Here is a 14,727-nt window from a genome sequence, read left to right as displayed (position 1 = left end):
TACCTGTCTCGCACTAGTCGTAGTTGCGGACTTCGAACGTGATGGCCCCACCGGGGCTGACCCACGGTCCGTGCGCCATGCCGGGCGGGCGGCAGGCGTACATTCCGGCGGTGAACGTCTGGTCCAGCGTCAGGTCGTGAATGGCACCCTCGACCAACCAGAGCTCTTCCCAGAAGTCGTGGCGCTGCACCCCGGCCGCCGACGTGTCCGTGCCGGGCAGGAACTTCAAGAGCCTGGTGTACGACCCACTGTCCGGGTCTCTCGAGAGGGTTTTGCTGTAGAGCCCTTCGATACCGGCTTCGGGTTCCCAGGGGATCAGGTCGGGGTCGAAGAACTCAAATTCTTGCTTTCCCATGTCAATTGTCCTCCAAGACGTTGATTACGGAATACGAGGCGGTCAGGGAGCGGGCGGTGACCGGGTCGCGCAGCTGCGCGGTGAAAGAGGGGTGGAACTCGAACTCGCCTCTCGCAGGGATGGTGCCGGACAGGATCACCGTGCCGGCCATCGGCCCACCGAAGCGGTCCTCAACTAGGCGCAGCAGTTCCTCCGGGGGTTTGAGGGCGGCGACCGGGCCGGCCTGATAGGTGTTCTGCGAACCGACCGGGGTCCACGCTCTGAACATGAGATCGTCCCAGTGGTCCTCAAGGTCGCTGAGCCGCCACACGTCAGCGGAGAGCACTTTGGCGCAGCTCTGCTTGGAGGCGGCCATGTCCACGGTTTCGAGGGCCCGGTCGGTGTGGTCTGACGCCGCCGCGACCCACACCTCGCTATCGGCGACCAGGAGGGCGTATTCGACCTCGCCGCACGATGAAGCCGTTGCCACCTCGATTTCGGTATCGGTGGTGAGCCGGTCGGCGCCGAGCACGAAGTACGAGGGCACCTCATCGGGCGGCGCGATGCCCTCCTCTTCCAGCTTCGCGATGTACGCATCCACCGAGGCGGTGTCTCTGGCGGAGTAGCCGGCAAGGATCAGCCGCTTGGCGGAGAACCGGAGCGGGGTGCCTTCGTCGGTGCGGAACACCAAATCGCTGCCGGGCTCGCCCAGCAGGCGGCGGTCGGCGAGAGCCGGGAACCGATTCCGGGCGTCGGCGGGCCCTTGCAGGTCGATTTGGGCGGTGGCGGTGCCAGGGTCGTCGCCGAGGGATACGAGGGTGGTGCCCCACGGGTCAATCACCGCGGAACGGCCGCACAGCGCCGTCTGGTATCCGGTCTGCCCAACGCCGTTGCAAGCGACCACGAACGCCTGGTTCTCGATGGCCCGCGCCCTCAGCAGCGTCGACCAAGCCTCCACCCTCGGATAGGGCCACGCCGACGCGACCAGAAAGCCGACGGCACCCATCTCGGTCATGCGACGGAACAGCTCGGGGAACCGCAAGTCGTAGCACACAGCGAGGCCGAGGCGACCCAGCGGTGTATCGGCTACCACCATGTCGGTGCCCGCGGTGAGGTATTCCTGTTCTTTGCTGCCGTAGCCGAACAGGTGAATCTTGCGGTATCGACCCAGCTCGCCGCCGTCGGGGCCGAACAGGACCGAAGTGTTGTAGAGACGGTCGCCGTCGGCTTCGATGAGTGACCCGGCGTGCAGGCAACTCCCGGTCTCGGCAGCGAGTCCGGCGAGCCGCTCGAGCAGCTTCGGGGTCATGTCTGACGCAGTGGAATAACCGTCGAACGAGAAGTAGCCGGGATACCACACTTCCGGGAGGATGATCAGGTCGGATTCGGCAACAGCACGGATCTGCTCTTCGGCCATTCCGATCAGGTCTGGGCCGTCTCCCGTCTGCACCGCGGCCGGCAGCTGTATGAGCGTCACCGAGGTCATTGGCCGTCTCCTTGTATTCGGGCCTGGTTGAGCCAGGCGAGCACCCGTTCGGGGGTGAGGGGCAGTTGGTCGACGAACACGTCGCCGACGGCTGATAGAGCGTCTTCGACGGCTGCGGCGATAGCCGCGCCGGGTGCGATCGCGCCGCCCTCTCCCATGCCTTTGAGGCCGCCGATGGTGTGCGGAGATGGGGTCTCAAGGTGGGCTACGTCGAAGTCGGGTATGTCGGTCATGGTGGGGATGAGGTAGTCCGAGAAGGTGGTGGTCAACAGGCGGGCCTCGTCGTCGTAGACGAACTCCTCGAACAGGGCGGTGCCGATTCCTTGGGCGACGCCGCCGAAGATCTGTCCCTCGACAATGGTCGGGTTGATCATCGGCCCGCAGTCCTCGGCGATCGCGTAGGACAGAACCATCGTTTTGCCGGTAAGCGGGTCGATTTCGACGGAGGCCAGGTGCGCGGCGTTGGTGTACACCCCGGTGCCGGGGTCGGCGTCGTATGTACGCGACGCCTCCAGGATCGGCTCAACCCCACGAGGGAGGGACTCGGGGCGCTGGTATACGAGCCGGCAGAGCTCGGCGATCTCAATGGACGCGCCGGGCGACCCCGACACCGAGAGGCAGCCCTGGCCGATCACGATGTCGGCGGGCGACGCCTCGAAGCGGTGAGCGGCTACCTGGCGGAGCGTTTCGGCCACCGCGTCGACTGCTTTGACGACTGCCCCGCCAGCGAGCACCGCGGAGCGGCTCGCGAATGTGCCAGCCCCATAGGCCACCTGGTCGGTGTCGCCGTACTCCACCCTGATGTCCTCGATGCTCAGGCCGAGCCGGTCGGCGGCTATCTGGGCGAGAGTGGTCTCCAGCCCTTGGCCGTGATCGTGGATCGACGCGGACACGACCGCTGTACCTGTTGCATCTAGTCGGACTTTGGCCGTCTCGTACCCAAACACGATCGGCACACCCCGCTGCTGGAACTCGCGGGTGGTGTGAGCGGTCTGCTCGGTAAACACCGCCAGCCCGATCCCGAACAGGCGCCCTTCGGCCCTGGCCGCTGCTTGATCGGCGAGCAGCCGGTTGTGGCCGCCAACTTCAAGGGCTTTGTCTAGCGATTCGGGCAACGACCCGGAGTCGTAAACCAACCCGGACGCGGAATGCCAGGGGTAGTCGTCTGGGCCGATGAGGTTGCGGCGCCGTATCTCGGTCCGATCAGCGCCCCGGTGCCTGGCGATTCTGTCCATGAGCCGCTCGATGGAAAAGCACGCTGCGGGACGGGCCACGCCCCGGTACGCCCCGTATGGGGCCTTGTTGGTGCAATAGGCTGTTCCGGTCACCGAGTACTCCGCGACCCGATAGGGGCCGGGGAGGATGCCCATGGCCATCCCGCAGTCCATGGTCGACGTCCACGGGAACACCGAGTAGGCGCCCATGTCGACTGCGATGTCGGCCTCGAGCGCCAAGAGGATCCCACCGTCGTTGAAGTAGCCAGTCACCCGGTGGCGGTGCTCACGGGAGTGATGGGACGCAAAGAAGTGCTCGCGCCGGTCCTCCACCCATTTCACCGGTCGGCCCAGCTCACGGGCAGCCAAACAGCAGGCGACCTCCTCGGGGTACAGCTGCGCTTTGACGCCGAATCCACCGCCCACGTCGGGGGAGATCACCCTTATGCGGCTCTCTGCCACCCCGAGGGCGTCGGAGAGGCCGGCGCGAATCAGGTGTGGGATCTGGGTGGTGGTCCAAAGTTCGAACAGCCCGGAGCCCTGGTCGTAGCGGGCGACGCACGCTCGCCCTTCCATCGGGATCGCCCCGTGGCGGGCGTTGCGAAGCTCGACGGTCACCTGGTGCGCGGCGGACCCGGCCGCCTCCTCGAACCCGTCGGTCGCCATTGAGCGGCGCACGAACGCGTGGCCGACCCACCCAGAGTGGACCGGCTCCCGGTCTTCTCCGAGCACGTCGTCGAGCCCGGCGACCGGTTCCAATGGGCGGTAGGCAAACATGACGTGCTCGGCGGCGTCTTCGGCGGCATATTCGTCGTCGGCTACGACCATGGCCATCGCCTCCCCGGCGTACCGGGTTCGGCCCACGGCCAGTATGGGTTGCGCGGACGGCTGAAACCCCTCGTAGGCGGACACGCAGCGGATCTCCGCACCGGCGAAATCGTCGCCGGTAAACACCGCCCGCACTTTTTCGCAAGCGAGTGCCTCTTTGACGTCGAAGTCGCAAATGTCGGAGGACGCTTCGTCGGAGCGGACGAACTTGGCGGACAGAGTGCCGGGGAAGTCGACATCGGCCACGAACCGGCCCTGCCCTTTGAGCAGACGGTCGTCCTCCACCCTCGGAACACGAGCACCGAACAGCCGGGGCGACAGGCCGCTCATCTTCCGCCTCCCGTGGCTTGTTCGAGGGCTTGTTCGACGGCGTCGACGATTTGGTGGTAGCCAGTGCAGCGGCAGAGATTGCCGGCCAGCTGCTCTCTAATCTGGTGGCGGGAAGGCGTGGAGGCCACCTCGGCGGCAATCTCAGTGACGGTCATCAATAGCCCGGGGGTGCAGAACCCGCATTGGAGGCCGTGGCAGTCTTTGAACGCCTGCTGGATGGAGCTCAACTCCTCCCCATCGGCCAATCCCTCCACCGTGCGCACCGACGACCCATTGGCCTGGGCTGCGAGCATGAGGCATGACCGGGCGGATGCGCCGTCGACGAGCACTGTGCAAGACCCGCAGTAGCCGTGCTCGCATCCGACGTGCGTGCCGGTCAAACCGAGCATGCCCCGCAGGAAATCCGACAGCAGCATCCGCCCGTCGACCTCGGCGGTCTCGGCCCGCCCATTCACCTCCACGGCGATCTCAACCATCTGGCCGCCCCCTATCGCGGCGAGCCAGGGCCTGGCCAGCAGCCCGGAGCACCTGGGCGTATACCAGCTGCTTGCGGTGCGAGGTGGATCCGTGTGAGTCACCGACCGGGTCGAACGCGTCGCGAGCCACCTCCGCGACCGCCTGCGGGTCTTCAGTGGCGATCAGGGCTTCCTCGGCCTCGGGACACCGCACCGGCCGGTCCGCTACGCCAGCAAGCGCGACCCTCGCCTCACCGATTCCGCCAGAGCCAGTAGAGCAGGCGACCGCGGCCACCACAACCGCAAAGTCGCCGGTGCGGCGCTGGAACTCCGAGAATCCCCAGTTGTCAGCGAATCGCGAGGCGAACCGGACACTGACTACGAGCTCGTCAGCCCGCCGGCCAGTTGTGAACACCGTCTGAAAGAAGTCGTCGCCACCCAAACACCGGGCCCCGGACTTCGACCGCAGCTCGACCGACCCGTCCAACGCCAAGAGCACAACCGGCCACTCAGCCGACGGGTCGGCGTGGGCGACACTTCCTCCGACTGTGCCCCGGTTGCGTATCGCCCTAAAGCCGATGAAGCCCGCGGCGTCGCGTGCCATCGGCAGGTGCCGAGCGATGTCGGGATCGGCCTCCATTTGCCGATGCGTCACGCGAGCACCCACCGACACTGCGTCGGGCTCGGTGACAATCGAGTCCAGCCCTCCTACAGAGCCCAAGTCAATAACCTCGGCGGGGCGGGCCAGCCTTAGATTCAGCATGGGGATCAGGCTCTGCCCGCCCGAGAGGACGACGGCTTCGTCGCCGTAGGCGTTGAGCAGGTCCAGTGCCTCCGCCTGCGAGGACGGTGCGTGATACCTGAACTTCGGCGGCTTCATGCTGTTCGCATTTCCATGCGCCCCCCGGGCCTGCTGATCGTCCTAGCAGGCATGGGGCCAGCCCCGAAGGGGAAGGGCCAGCGACCAAGCCCGCCAGTTCAGGCAGTCAACCACAGATCAAATATGAAATCAAATATTGGATATAGTTGATCGGAGGTGGTAAGAATTCGGTTAGGGTGTCACCGAGGCACCCTTGTAGCGATAGGCAAAGCGTGCCGACTGATCACCGCACACTCGAACGACAAGGGGGAATACTGGAAGTGGCTGAACAAGCAGCGTTTGCGTCAGCCCCACCAGTTATCCAACCCACCGTCCCAGAGATGGTGCTGCTCTATCTCCGCAAGCTGCTCGTCACCGGCGAGTTAGCGCCCGGAGACAAGGTCCCACTTGAAGCCGTCGCACGGAGTTGCGGAGTCAGCCCCGTGCCGGTCAGAGAAGCCCTCAAGCAGCTTCAGAACGAGGGAGTGGTGGTCAACGAGCCGCGCCGGGGCTACTGGGTGACGACGCACTCGCAAGCCGAGTTCGCCGAGCTTCAGCACATCACCTCCCTCCTAGAGCGAGAGGCGATGGCGCTAGGAGCGCCCAGACTCACCGACGAAGACATCCAGCAGATGGACGACTACCGGATCAAGATGGAGAGCGCCCTCACCGAGGGCGACCTCTGGACCACCAACGTCGCCCACCGGGAGATGCACTTCGTCCCCTACCGGGCGTCCGGCATGCCCCGGCTCGTCAAGGAGATAGAGCGGCTGTGGGAGCACACCGACCACTACCGCGTTCTCTACCTCCACAAGCACAGTGACGTCCAGGAGGTCTCCCTGGCCCAGCACCTCGACCTCATCGAAGCGTGCCGGACAAGGGACCCGGACCGGGTTATTGAGGCGATGCGCATCCACCGCGAATACGCCACCGCCACTATCACCCCCGGCCTCCTGGACGAGGACGGCAACTAGGCGCGCCGCGCTGCTCCGCTGCAACAACATCTTAAAAGGAGCAACAAGCCATGCGTTTCGGAGCCTGGATCCCTTCCTACGCCTACCCGGGGCTCGACTACGAGCGGGCTCGCCAAGGCACCGACACCTTCTCCAAGAAGGCCAACGACTACGACATTGACCTGTGGGTAATCGACCACCTCCTCCACGCCCCTGGCCTCTACGGGATGCCCTGGCTGGAACCCATGACCGTGCTGACCCACGCCGCCGCCGTCGCCCCTGACGTACAGATGGTCGGAACCGGCATCCTGGTGGTGCCCCTCCGCCACCCCGTTGTACTGGCCAAAGAAGTCGCCACCATGGACTACCTCACCGGCGGCCGCTACCAATTCGGCATCGGCCCCGGCTGGTACGGTCCCGAGTTCGAAGCCACCGGCACCCATATCAGTGAGCGGGGCAAGCGCACCGACGAGATACTCGAAGCCGTCCGCCTGCTCCTTACCACCGCCGATGCCACATATGAAGGCGAGTTCTACTCATTCGACAGCGTCACCATCGACCCCCGCCCGCCCAGAATGCCCAACGTTTGGGTTGCCGGCGGGTCCCGCATCCCCGACGGCACCTTCGACAACGACCGGCCCGTCCTCGCAAAAACCGTGCTCAACCGCATCCTCGGCGCCGACTGGTGGCTGTCGCGCTGCTCCGGCCAGCAGCAATGGGTCCACAACGACTGGCAGGTCATCAAAGATGCTGCCGCCGCTCAAGACTCCGAGCCGCCCCGGTTCGGCCACTGCAACTTCATCTACATCGTGGACACCAATGACCCTGCCAAGGCCCGCGAAGAACAGCACATCTATTTCGAGCAGGCCATGGGCACCCACCGCACCCGCGACCACTTAGAGAAGAGCTACTTCTTCGGATCCATCGACGAGATCGTCGCCCGTCTCCGCGACCTCAAAGACGGCGGCTGCGAATACATCGTCTTAGGTCCCACTAGCGACGACCCCGAGCAGCTCGACCTGCTCCACAACCTCGTAATCCCCCAAGTCAATGGCTGATGGACTCCTTGTAGCTAGAACAGGCTGGGGACTCCGAGCTCGGTTCCTCCCGTGACGGGGAGGGTGGCGCCGGTGATGTAGGCGGCTTTGGGGGAGGCCAGGAAGAAGATGGCGTGGGCCACGTCTTCGGGCTCGCCCATGCGGCCCAGCGGGTAGCGGCGGCCGAAGTCGGCCTTCTCCTCGGGGGTCATCGAGGCGGTGAGGTGCATGGTGTCGATGGGACCGGGGGCCACTGCGTTGACCCTCACGTCGGGGGCGTACTCGGCGGCCAAGTCCCTGGTCATGGCGATCACCCCGGCCTTGGCCGAGGCGTAGGCCACGTGGGGGATGGTGAACCGCAGGGCGGCGATGGAGGCCACGTTCACCACGCTGCCGCCGGCCTCGGCCAGCGCCGGATAGGCCCGGCGGATCAGCAGGAAGAACGACCGCAGGTTGGTGGAGAGCTGGTCGTCCCACTCCTCGGGGGTGATCTCGGAGGTGGGCTTGAGCACCCAGACCCCGGCATTGTTCACCAGCACGTCGAGTCGGCCGTAAGACTCCAGGGTGTCGTCGATGATCGCATGGGCATCGTGGGTGTCGCCCACATCGCCGCCCAGTCGTAGCGACAGGCCCTCCACCGCTTCCAGTGCCTCCACGTCGCGGTCGGCGCCCACCACCACCGCTCCCGCGTCGGCGAACAGCGCGGCGGTGCTCCGGCCGATCCCCCGAGCCGCGCCGGTGACGATCACCACCTTGTCGGCGAACTCGGTCATGTCGCTGCTAGAGCCGCTCGATGATGGTGACGTTGGCCTGCCCGCCGCCCTCGCACATGGTTTGCAGCCCGTAGCGGCCGCCGGTGCGCTCCAGCTCGTTGAGCAGGGTGGTCATGAGCCGGGCTCCGGTGGCCCCCAGCGGGTGGCCCAGGGCGATGGCCCCGCCGTTCACGTTGACCTTCTCATGGGGCACGTCGTGCTCGCCCATCCAGGCCAGCACCACCGAGGCGAAGGCCTCATTGCATTCGAACAGGTCGATGTCGTCGATGGTCATGCCGGTTCGGGCCAAGGCGTACTCGGTGGCCGGGATGGGGCCGGTGAGCATGTAGATGGGGTCGGCGCCCCGCACCGACAGGTGGTGGAAGCGGGCCCGGGGCTTCAACCCGTGATCGGCCACCGCCTGATCCCCGCAGATCAACATGGCACAGCCCGCGTCGGAGATCTGGCTGGACACCGCCGCGGTCAGCCGCCCGCCCTCGATCAGGGTGGACAAGCCGGCCATCTTCTCCAGGGTGGTGCCCCGCCGGATTCCCTCGTCAAACTCCAGGCCGGCCAGGGGCAAGATCTCATTGTCGAACCGGCCCTCGTCGGTGGCGGTGGCGGCCCGCTCGTGGCTGGCCAGGGCAAACTCCTCCATCTGCTCCCGGCTGATGTCCCAATGCTCGGCGATCATCTCCGCCCCCCGGAACTGCGAAACCTCCTGGGTGCCGTAGCGGTCCACCCAGCCGTCGGAGCCGGTGAAGGGATCGGGATCGGTCACCCCCACGTGCTCGGCCACGGTCATGGCCGCGCCGATGGGGATCATGCTCATGTTCTGAACGCCGCCGGCCACCACCACGTCGTTCACGCCGGCCATCACCGCTTGGGCCGCGAAGTGCACGGCCTGCTGGGCCGATCCGCATTGGCGGTCGATGGTGGTGCCGGGCACATGCTCGGGCAGCCCGGCGGCCAGCCAGGCGGTGCGGGCGATGTCACCCGCTTGGGGGCCGAGGGCGTCCACACAGCCGTACATCACGTCGTCCACCGCGGCCGGGTCGACACCGGTGCGATCGAGAAGCCCGAGGATGGGGTGGGCCCCCAAGTCCGCCGGGTGGATCTCCGAGAGGCTGCCGCCCCGCCGCCCCACCGGGGTGCGGACTGCGTCGATGATGTATGCCTCAGCCATGGCTGCTCCTCTTTCCGATACTTGAAATCATCGCGGCTCTCGGGGAAGGCCCAAAACTCGCTCGCCGATGATGTTTCGCTGAATCTCGTTCGACCCGGCGTAAATGGTGTGGGCTCGGCTGTACAGGAACGTGCGCTGCCAGGAGTCCAGGGAGTATTCCTCACCGTCGTCAGCCGCAACCGCCATGGCATCCGCCCCCCGCACCCCCACCATCAACTCGCCCAGCGAACGGTGCCAGTTGGACCACAGCAGCTTGCCGATGGACATCTCCGGCCCCGGCACTCCGCCGGCGTCCACCCCGGTGAGCATCCGCAGGTTGTTGTACCGCATTATCTCCAGCGTGGCGTAGGCCTGGGCCAGCTCCTGGCGGATCACCAAATCATCAGCGGTGCCGTTGGCCCGGGCCTCGGCCAGCAGCGCGTCTAGTTCCTGGCGGAAGTAGGTCTGCTGGCCCAGCGTGGACGCCCCCCGCTCGAAGGCCAGCGTGCCCATGGCCACCTCCCAGCCCCGGCCCACTTGCCCCACCACCAGATCGGCATTGGTCACCGCATCGTCGAAGAACACCTCGTTGAACTCGGTACCGCCGGTGATCTGCACGATGGGGCGGATCTCTATCCCTGGCTGGTCCATGGGCACCAGCAGGTAGGAGAGGCCGGCGTGGCGGGCAGAGTCCGGGTCGGTGCGGCACACCACGAAGCACCAGTCGGAATACTGGGCCAGCGAGGTCCAGATCTTCTGGCCGTTCACCACCCAGCGATCACCGTCCAGCACCGCCTTGGTGCCCACATTGGCCAAATCCGACCCGGCATTGGGCTCAGAATAGCCCTGGCACCAGAACTCCTCGCCCGACAGGATCGGCGGCACAAATCGCTCCTGCTGCTCGGGCGTGCCGTAGGCCACCAACGTAGGTCCCAACAAGGTGACCCCCATGTTGGGCAGCCGCCCCGGTGCCCGAGCCTCTACATAGGTCTGGTGAAACAGCACCTGCTCCGACAAGCTGCACTCCCGGCCCCCCAAATGAGCCGGAAAGTCGATGCCCAGCCAGCCTCCCCCAGCCAGTTCTCGCTCCCAGGCAATCTGCACCTCAGCGGAAATGTCCTCCTGGCCCATCCCACCCCGGCCCCGCAGTCCGGCAAATTCCCCCACCAAGTGCTCCTCTAGCCACGTGCGCACCTCATCGCGGAAGTCCCGCTCAGCCGAAGTGAGGTCGAAATCCATCTGCCGGAAATCTACTGGCAGCAGCGGCGTTCGGATCACTCAACGGGTACGGTGCTGCCACCTCCGTGTGGTGGCAACCGGCCAAGGTGGTGTATCCGGCGGTTACTCGGTGGGTGGTTGGGGTTCTGGGGGGTTGTAGTCGGGGTCTACGGTGGGTGGGGGGGTTTCGGGGATGGTGCGGGGGTTGTAGTCGAGTGGTCCTGGCTCGCCTGTCCATATGTGCCAGGAGTATTCGGGGATGAAGACGATGGCGAAGCCGTAGAAGGGTGCGCCGCCGTAGATTGTTGGCAGGCTGATGACCTGTGGGTAACGGTGGGGATGGCCTGCCGATGACGCCCGTACGTGCAAGGGCGGTTCAATGATGTCATGGACTTGGCCGTTTCCTATCAGGGCCATGTAGACGCGCAGGTCTTTGATGTTCTGGTTGAGGACTTGGTCTTTTAGGCTGGGGTGCGATGTGGGGGCGGTGAGGCTTGCGCTGATGTATTCGATCATAAGCCGGCCGTCGTCGCCGATTTTGTGCTTCTCTGCCTGGTAGACGAAGTCGGGCACGAAGTTCTTGAAGAATTCCTCATCCACCGCGCGGGCGGTGACCGTTCCGCCGGTGCCGAACGAGAACGAGCGGGTGATGTCCACCCTGGTGGACAGTTTGGCGCTCACCGACAGGTCGATCATTTCGGGGTTCTCGCTCCCAGTCCAGCCCTCGATCTCGAACGGGGCGCGCTCGCCGGGCTGCACCGTCAGCGGGAAGCGCCCGCTGACCGGCTGGGCATCGTTGTTGCTGCCCTCGGTCGGGCGGGCGGTGACAGTGACCTCCCGGGCGAACAGGGTTTTGGACAGGTTGCGCACCAGGCCGCGCACGACACCGTCGCGTACCAAAACCGAGCCATCGACCACTGCCACCTCGTCGAAGTCCTCCAGCGGGAAGTCCCAGTCCAGATGGCCGAAATATCCCAAAGGGATGTCCTTGGGATGGGTTATCTTCGATTCGGGGTAGCCCACACTTCGGTCGTTGTAGTCCTCGACGGCGGCTTGTTCGGTGGCGAACGCGCCGCTGGGCCCGACTTCGCTCATGTACACATAGCGTCGCCCGCCCGCCTCGCTGCACGACACCTCCGCAACCCGGCGCTTGAACGCGATGGCCTCGCGGTCTTCATCGGTCATCTCCTCGCCGGGCCCCAACGGACGAGCGAATACCACCGTGTAGGCCTCTGCGTCATCACACAAATCGAAAAGCTCATTGGCCAAACCCAGATAGGGCGGCGGAGGCGCCAACAGCCGCAGCCCACCGGACCGATCACCCTCACCGGGAACCACGCCGGCACCGTCGCCGCTGTCGCCGCCTGTGTCGCCGACGGGACCGGTCGGACCGTCGGGCCCGTCTCCCGGCCCCGGGGTGTCGCCACCAGGCCCCGGCGACTGCCCCGAACTCCCGGTGGCGCCGCCGATACCCGGCTGCGCCGCAGGGACAGGGATGTCGGGGGTCCTCTCAAGGGCGGGCTGAGCTATGCCGGTACCAGCAGGCGCTCGGCCGACCACCTCCGCAGTGCGCTCGGAGCCCTGCCCGCAACCAAACGCGACAAACAACACCACCGCGACAGCGGCCCGCCACAACGTGGCCTGCCGCGGCCTCCGACGCTGAGTGCGGCCGGCTTTCCCGTCTCCCATTGGGCTCCCTCCCTAGTCCAAGCCGCTGCCAACAGCAGCGCTCGCGCTCACCCAGCAAATCTCTAAGAGCGTGTCCCCGATCGTACCGGGACAGCTGTATACCTGGAGGTCGCGGCCATTGACCGTCCCCATGAGGCTGGCAAACGAGTGGCCGATCTCACGCCGGCTTATTACCCCGTCCAGGCGTGGAGCAGGTTCGGGAATCAGGCGTCGTCTGCCTTCACCTGGATGGTGTGCCAGCCGGTGGCGCCGTCGGGGGCGGGGTTGCTGATCTATGAGGTCTGGGTGGCGCCGGTGCCGTCGATGGCCCGCACCCTCACCCGATGCTCGCCGGGGGAGGCGTTCCAGGTCACCATTCACTGCCGCCAAGAGTTGACGGTGGTCTCACGGCTGAACTCGGCCCCCACCCATACCTCGCCGTCGACCTGCACCTCCACCCGCTCAATAGCCCGGCTAGGCGCCCAGGCCACCCCGGCAATCGCCGTAGGCCCGGGATCGATCGTGGAATCCCGACGAGGCAGTCAAGGTGGCATACCCGAAGGCTATTCGATGGGTTGTGGCGGTTCTGGCAGGGTGTAGTCGGGGTCCACGGTGGGCGGGGGGGTTTCGGGAATAGTGCGGGGGTTGTAGTCCAGGGGTCCCGGCTCACCTGTCCATATGTGCCAGGAATATTCGGGGATGAAGACGATGCTGAAGCCGCTCCATTGTGCTCCATTGAAGGTGATTGGATGACTGTAGACACGCGGGTAATACCTGGAGCTCCACCGTTCTTCGGGCAGCCCACGGTGCAGGGGCGGTTCCACAATGTCGTGGACTTTGCCGTTTGCCAGCAGGGCCATGTAGACGCGCAGGTCTGCGATGTTCTGGTTGAGGACTTGGTCTTCGAGGCTGGGGTGCGATGTGGGGACGGTGAGGCTTGCGCTGATGTATTCGATCATGAACCGGCCGTCGTCGGGGATCTTGTGTTTCTCTGCCTGGTAGACGAAGTCGGGCACGAAGTTCTTGAAGAACTCCTCGTCCACTGCCCGAGTAGTAACCGTCCCGCCGGTGCCGAACGAGAACGAGCGGGTGATGTCCACCCTGGTGGACAGTTTGGCGCTCACCGACAGGTCGATCATTTCGGGGTTCTCGCTCCCAGTCCAGCCCTCGATCTCGAACGGGGCGCGCTCGCCGGGCTGCACCGTCAGCGGGAAGCGCCCGCTGACCGGCTGGGCATCGTTGTTGCTGCCCTCGGTCGGGCGGGCGGTGACAGTGACCTCCCGGGCGAACAGGGTTTTGGACAGGTTGCGCACCAGGCCGCGCACGACACCGTCGCGTACCAAAACCGAGCCATCGACCACTGCCACCTCGTCGAAGTCCTCCAGCGGGAAGTCCCAGTCCAGATGGCCGAAATATCCCAAAGGGATGTCCTTGGGATGGGTTATCCGGTTCTCATCGCTATAGGGGTTCCGGTCGTTATGGTCGTCTGTCGCGGCTTGTTCAGTGGCGAACGCGCCGCTGGGCCCGACTTCGCTCATGTACACGTAGCGTCGCCCGCCCGCCTCGTCACACGACACCTCCGCAACCCGGCGCTTGAACGCGATGGCCTCGCGGTCTTCATCGGTCATCTCCTCGCCGGGCCCCAACGGACGAGCGAATATCACCACATAGGCCTCTTGGTCGTCACACAAGTCGAAGATCTCATTGGCCAAACCCAGATAGGGCGGCGGGGGCGCCAACAGCCGCAATCCGCCGGGACTGTCCCCTTCACCGGGAACCACGCCGACACCGCCGCTGTCTCCGACGCCCGTATCTCCGACAGGACCGGACGGCCCATCAGATCCGCCTCTCGGCCCCGGGATATCGTCGCCAGGTCCCGGCGGCTGCCCTGTGCTGCCAGTGCCCGGCTGTACTTCGGGCTCATGAGCGGGCTGTGCGGTGCCGGTGGCAGCGGGCGCTTGGCCGACCACCTGCACCGCGCGCTCGGAGTCCTGTCCGCAGCCGAACGCGACGAGCGACACCACCGCAATGGCGACCCGCCACACTGTGTTCCGCCGCGGTCTGCGGCGCTGGGTGCGGCCGGCCTTTCCGTCTCCCATTGGTCATCCCCCCTAATCCGAGTTACTGCCGGCGGCGGCGTTCGTGCTCACCCAGCAAGCCTCGACAAGGGTGTCGTCGATCGTGCCGAGGCAGTTGTAGATCTGGAGGTCGCGTCCGTTGACCGTGCCGTCGAACCATCCCTCCGGGCCTTTGCCCCCGGCGCTCAGCCCGTAGTTGTTGTCGCTGTTGTTCACTGTGAGCGCTCCGCCGTTGAGCTCGGTGATCTTCTTCTCGATGCGATCCTCGTACTGGGCGACGGTCTCGGTGGAAAGCTTCACCAGACCGTGGTAGGCGATTCCCTTTCTGGCGGGGTTGCTGTCGTCGTTGT

General features: G+C 65.7%; 14 protein-coding genes. 3 read left to right on the top strand and 11 right to left on the bottom strand.

What is annotated here, in order from left to right; all coding sequences use genetic code 11:
- Positions 1–13: 13 nt before the first annotated feature.
- The 5 genes from ACOQPI_RS04435 to ACOQPI_RS04415 are packed head-to-tail and all read right to left on the bottom strand — an operon-like array spanning position 14 to position 5,527.
- Positions 14–355, bottom strand: coding sequence for a cupin domain-containing protein (locus ACOQPI_RS04435; RefSeq protein ID WP_420618495.1), 342 nt, complete (start codon positions 353–355; stop codon positions 14–16).
- A gap of 1 nt (position 356) precedes the next feature.
- Entirely contained in the window at positions 357–1,820 is a 1,464-nt protein-coding gene (locus tag ACOQPI_RS04430) for a DUF2848 family protein (protein ID WP_420618494.1), read from the bottom strand.
- Positions 1,817–4,192 (bottom strand): xanthine dehydrogenase family protein molybdopterin-binding subunit, encoded by a 2,376-nt coding sequence (locus ACOQPI_RS04425; protein ID WP_420618493.1) that lies wholly within the window; start codon positions 4,190–4,192, stop codon positions 1,817–1,819. The genes ACOQPI_RS04430 and ACOQPI_RS04425 overlap by 4 nt, the downstream gene beginning before the upstream one ends.
- Positions 4,189–4,668 carry a (2Fe-2S)-binding protein gene (locus tag ACOQPI_RS04420; RefSeq protein WP_420618492.1) on the bottom strand — a complete coding sequence of 160 codons (480 nt, stop codon included), beginning with the start codon at positions 4,666–4,668 and terminating at the stop codon, positions 4,189–4,191. The genes ACOQPI_RS04425 and ACOQPI_RS04420 overlap by 4 nt, the downstream gene beginning before the upstream one ends.
- Complete coding sequence (locus ACOQPI_RS04415) at positions 4,661–5,527, bottom strand: FAD binding domain-containing protein (protein ID WP_420618491.1); 867 nt, start codon at positions 5,525–5,527, stop codon at positions 4,661–4,663. Before ACOQPI_RS04415 ends, ACOQPI_RS04420 begins: the two co-directional genes overlap by 8 nt.
- A gap of 260 nt (positions 5,528–5,787) precedes the next feature.
- Here ACOQPI_RS04415 and ACOQPI_RS04410 point away from each other — a divergent pair, with 260 nt between their 5' ends.
- Together ACOQPI_RS04410 and ACOQPI_RS04405 are read left to right on the top strand one after the other, a co-directional pair.
- On the top strand, positions 5,788–6,480 hold the full coding sequence (locus ACOQPI_RS04410; RefSeq protein WP_420618490.1) for a GntR family transcriptional regulator: 693 nt from the start codon (positions 5,788–5,790) through the stop codon (positions 6,478–6,480).
- A 50-nt stretch (positions 6,481–6,530) separates the two neighbouring features.
- Positions 6,531–7,517 (top strand): LLM class flavin-dependent oxidoreductase, encoded by a 987-nt coding sequence (locus ACOQPI_RS04405; RefSeq protein WP_420618489.1) that lies wholly within the window; start codon positions 6,531–6,533, stop codon positions 7,515–7,517.
- A gap of 14 nt (positions 7,518–7,531) precedes the next feature.
- On the opposite strand, the gene ACOQPI_RS04400 is transcribed toward ACOQPI_RS04405, so the two are convergent.
- From ACOQPI_RS04400 to ACOQPI_RS04385, 4 genes are all read right to left on the bottom strand, one after another.
- Complete coding sequence (locus ACOQPI_RS04400; protein WP_420618488.1) at positions 7,532–8,269, bottom strand: SDR family NAD(P)-dependent oxidoreductase; 738 nt, start codon at positions 8,267–8,269, stop codon at positions 7,532–7,534.
- Between the two features lie 7 nt (positions 8,270–8,276).
- On the bottom strand, positions 8,277–9,434 hold the full coding sequence (locus tag ACOQPI_RS04395) for an acetyl-CoA C-acetyltransferase (protein ID WP_420618487.1): 1,158 nt from the start codon (positions 9,432–9,434) through the stop codon (positions 8,277–8,279).
- 27 nt (positions 9,435–9,461) lie between these two features.
- Positions 9,462–10,652: an acyl-CoA dehydrogenase family protein gene (locus tag ACOQPI_RS04390; RefSeq protein WP_420618486.1), complete on the bottom strand. Its 1,191-nt coding sequence runs from the start codon at positions 10,650–10,652 to the stop codon at positions 9,462–9,464.
- A 102-nt stretch (positions 10,653–10,754) separates the two neighbouring features.
- A complete protein-coding gene (locus ACOQPI_RS04385) occupies positions 10,755–12,320 on the bottom strand; it encodes a hypothetical protein (protein ID WP_420618485.1) in 1,566 nt (521 codons plus the stop codon).
- Positions 12,321–12,467: 147 nt separating this feature from the next.
- Here ACOQPI_RS04385 and ACOQPI_RS04380 point away from each other — a divergent pair, with 147 nt between their 5' ends.
- The gene (locus ACOQPI_RS04380) at positions 12,468–12,899 is read left to right on the top strand and encodes a hypothetical protein (RefSeq protein ID WP_420618484.1); all 432 of its coding nucleotides are present in this window, start codon (positions 12,468–12,470) and stop codon (positions 12,897–12,899) included.
- Here ACOQPI_RS04380 and ACOQPI_RS04375 read toward each other — a convergent pair.
- Together ACOQPI_RS04375 and ACOQPI_RS04370 are read right to left on the bottom strand one after the other, a co-directional pair.
- Positions 12,863–14,398 (bottom strand): hypothetical protein, encoded by a 1,536-nt coding sequence (locus ACOQPI_RS04375; protein ID WP_420618483.1) that lies wholly within the window; start codon positions 14,396–14,398, stop codon positions 12,863–12,865. The two genes, ACOQPI_RS04380 and ACOQPI_RS04375, sit on opposite strands and share 37 nt — an antisense overlap.
- Before the next feature lie 12 nt (positions 14,399–14,410).
- A complete protein-coding gene (locus ACOQPI_RS04370) occupies positions 14,411–14,677 on the bottom strand; it encodes a hypothetical protein (protein WP_420618482.1) in 267 nt (88 codons plus the stop codon).
- Positions 14,678–14,727: the final 50 nt, after the last annotated feature.

The sequence above is a fragment of the Candidatus Poriferisocius sp. genome (assembly GCF_965219815.1).
Lineage (GTDB): Bacteria > Actinomycetota > Acidimicrobiia > Acidimicrobiales > Bin134 > Poriferisocius.
Note: the sequence above shows the minus strand (reverse complement) of the source record. Positions and strands in the feature narration are given on the sequence as shown.

Excerpts from the sequence above, each read along its gene's own strand:
- ACOQPI_RS04400 (WP_420618488.1), bottom strand. The coding sequence starts at position 8,269 with ATGACCGAGTTCGCCGACAAGGTGGTGATCGTCACCGGCGCGGCTCGG.
- ACOQPI_RS04385 (WP_420618485.1), bottom strand. The coding sequence starts at position 12,320 with ATGGGAGACGGGAAAGCCGGCCGCACTCAGCGTCGGAGGCCGCGGCAG.
- ACOQPI_RS04415 (WP_420618491.1), bottom strand. The coding sequence starts at position 5,527 with ATGAAGCCGCCGAAGTTCAGGTATCACGCACCGTCCTCGCAGGCGGAG.
- ACOQPI_RS04435 (WP_420618495.1), bottom strand. The coding sequence starts at position 355 with ATGGGAAAGCAAGAATTTGAGTTCTTCGACCCCGACCTGATCCCCTGG.
- ACOQPI_RS04420 (WP_420618492.1), bottom strand. The coding sequence starts at position 4,668 with ATGGTTGAGATCGCCGTGGAGGTGAATGGGCGGGCCGAGACCGCCGAG.
- ACOQPI_RS04405 (WP_420618489.1), top strand. The coding sequence starts at position 6,531 with ATGCGTTTCGGAGCCTGGATCCCTTCCTACGCCTACCCGGGGCTCGAC.
- ACOQPI_RS04425 (WP_420618493.1), bottom strand. The coding sequence starts at position 4,192 with ATGAGCGGCCTGTCGCCCCGGCTGTTCGGTGCTCGTGTTCCGAGGGTG.
- ACOQPI_RS04390 (WP_420618486.1), bottom strand. The coding sequence starts at position 10,652 with ATGGATTTCGACCTCACTTCGGCTGAGCGGGACTTCCGCGATGAGGTG.
- ACOQPI_RS04395 (WP_420618487.1), bottom strand. The coding sequence starts at position 9,434 with ATGGCTGAGGCATACATCATCGACGCAGTCCGCACCCCGGTGGGGCGG.
- ACOQPI_RS04430 (WP_420618494.1), bottom strand. The coding sequence starts at position 1,820 with ATGACCTCGGTGACGCTCATACAGCTGCCGGCCGCGGTGCAGACGGGA.
- ACOQPI_RS04375 (WP_420618483.1), bottom strand. The coding sequence starts at position 14,398 with ATGGGAGACGGAAAGGCCGGCCGCACCCAGCGCCGCAGACCGCGGCGG.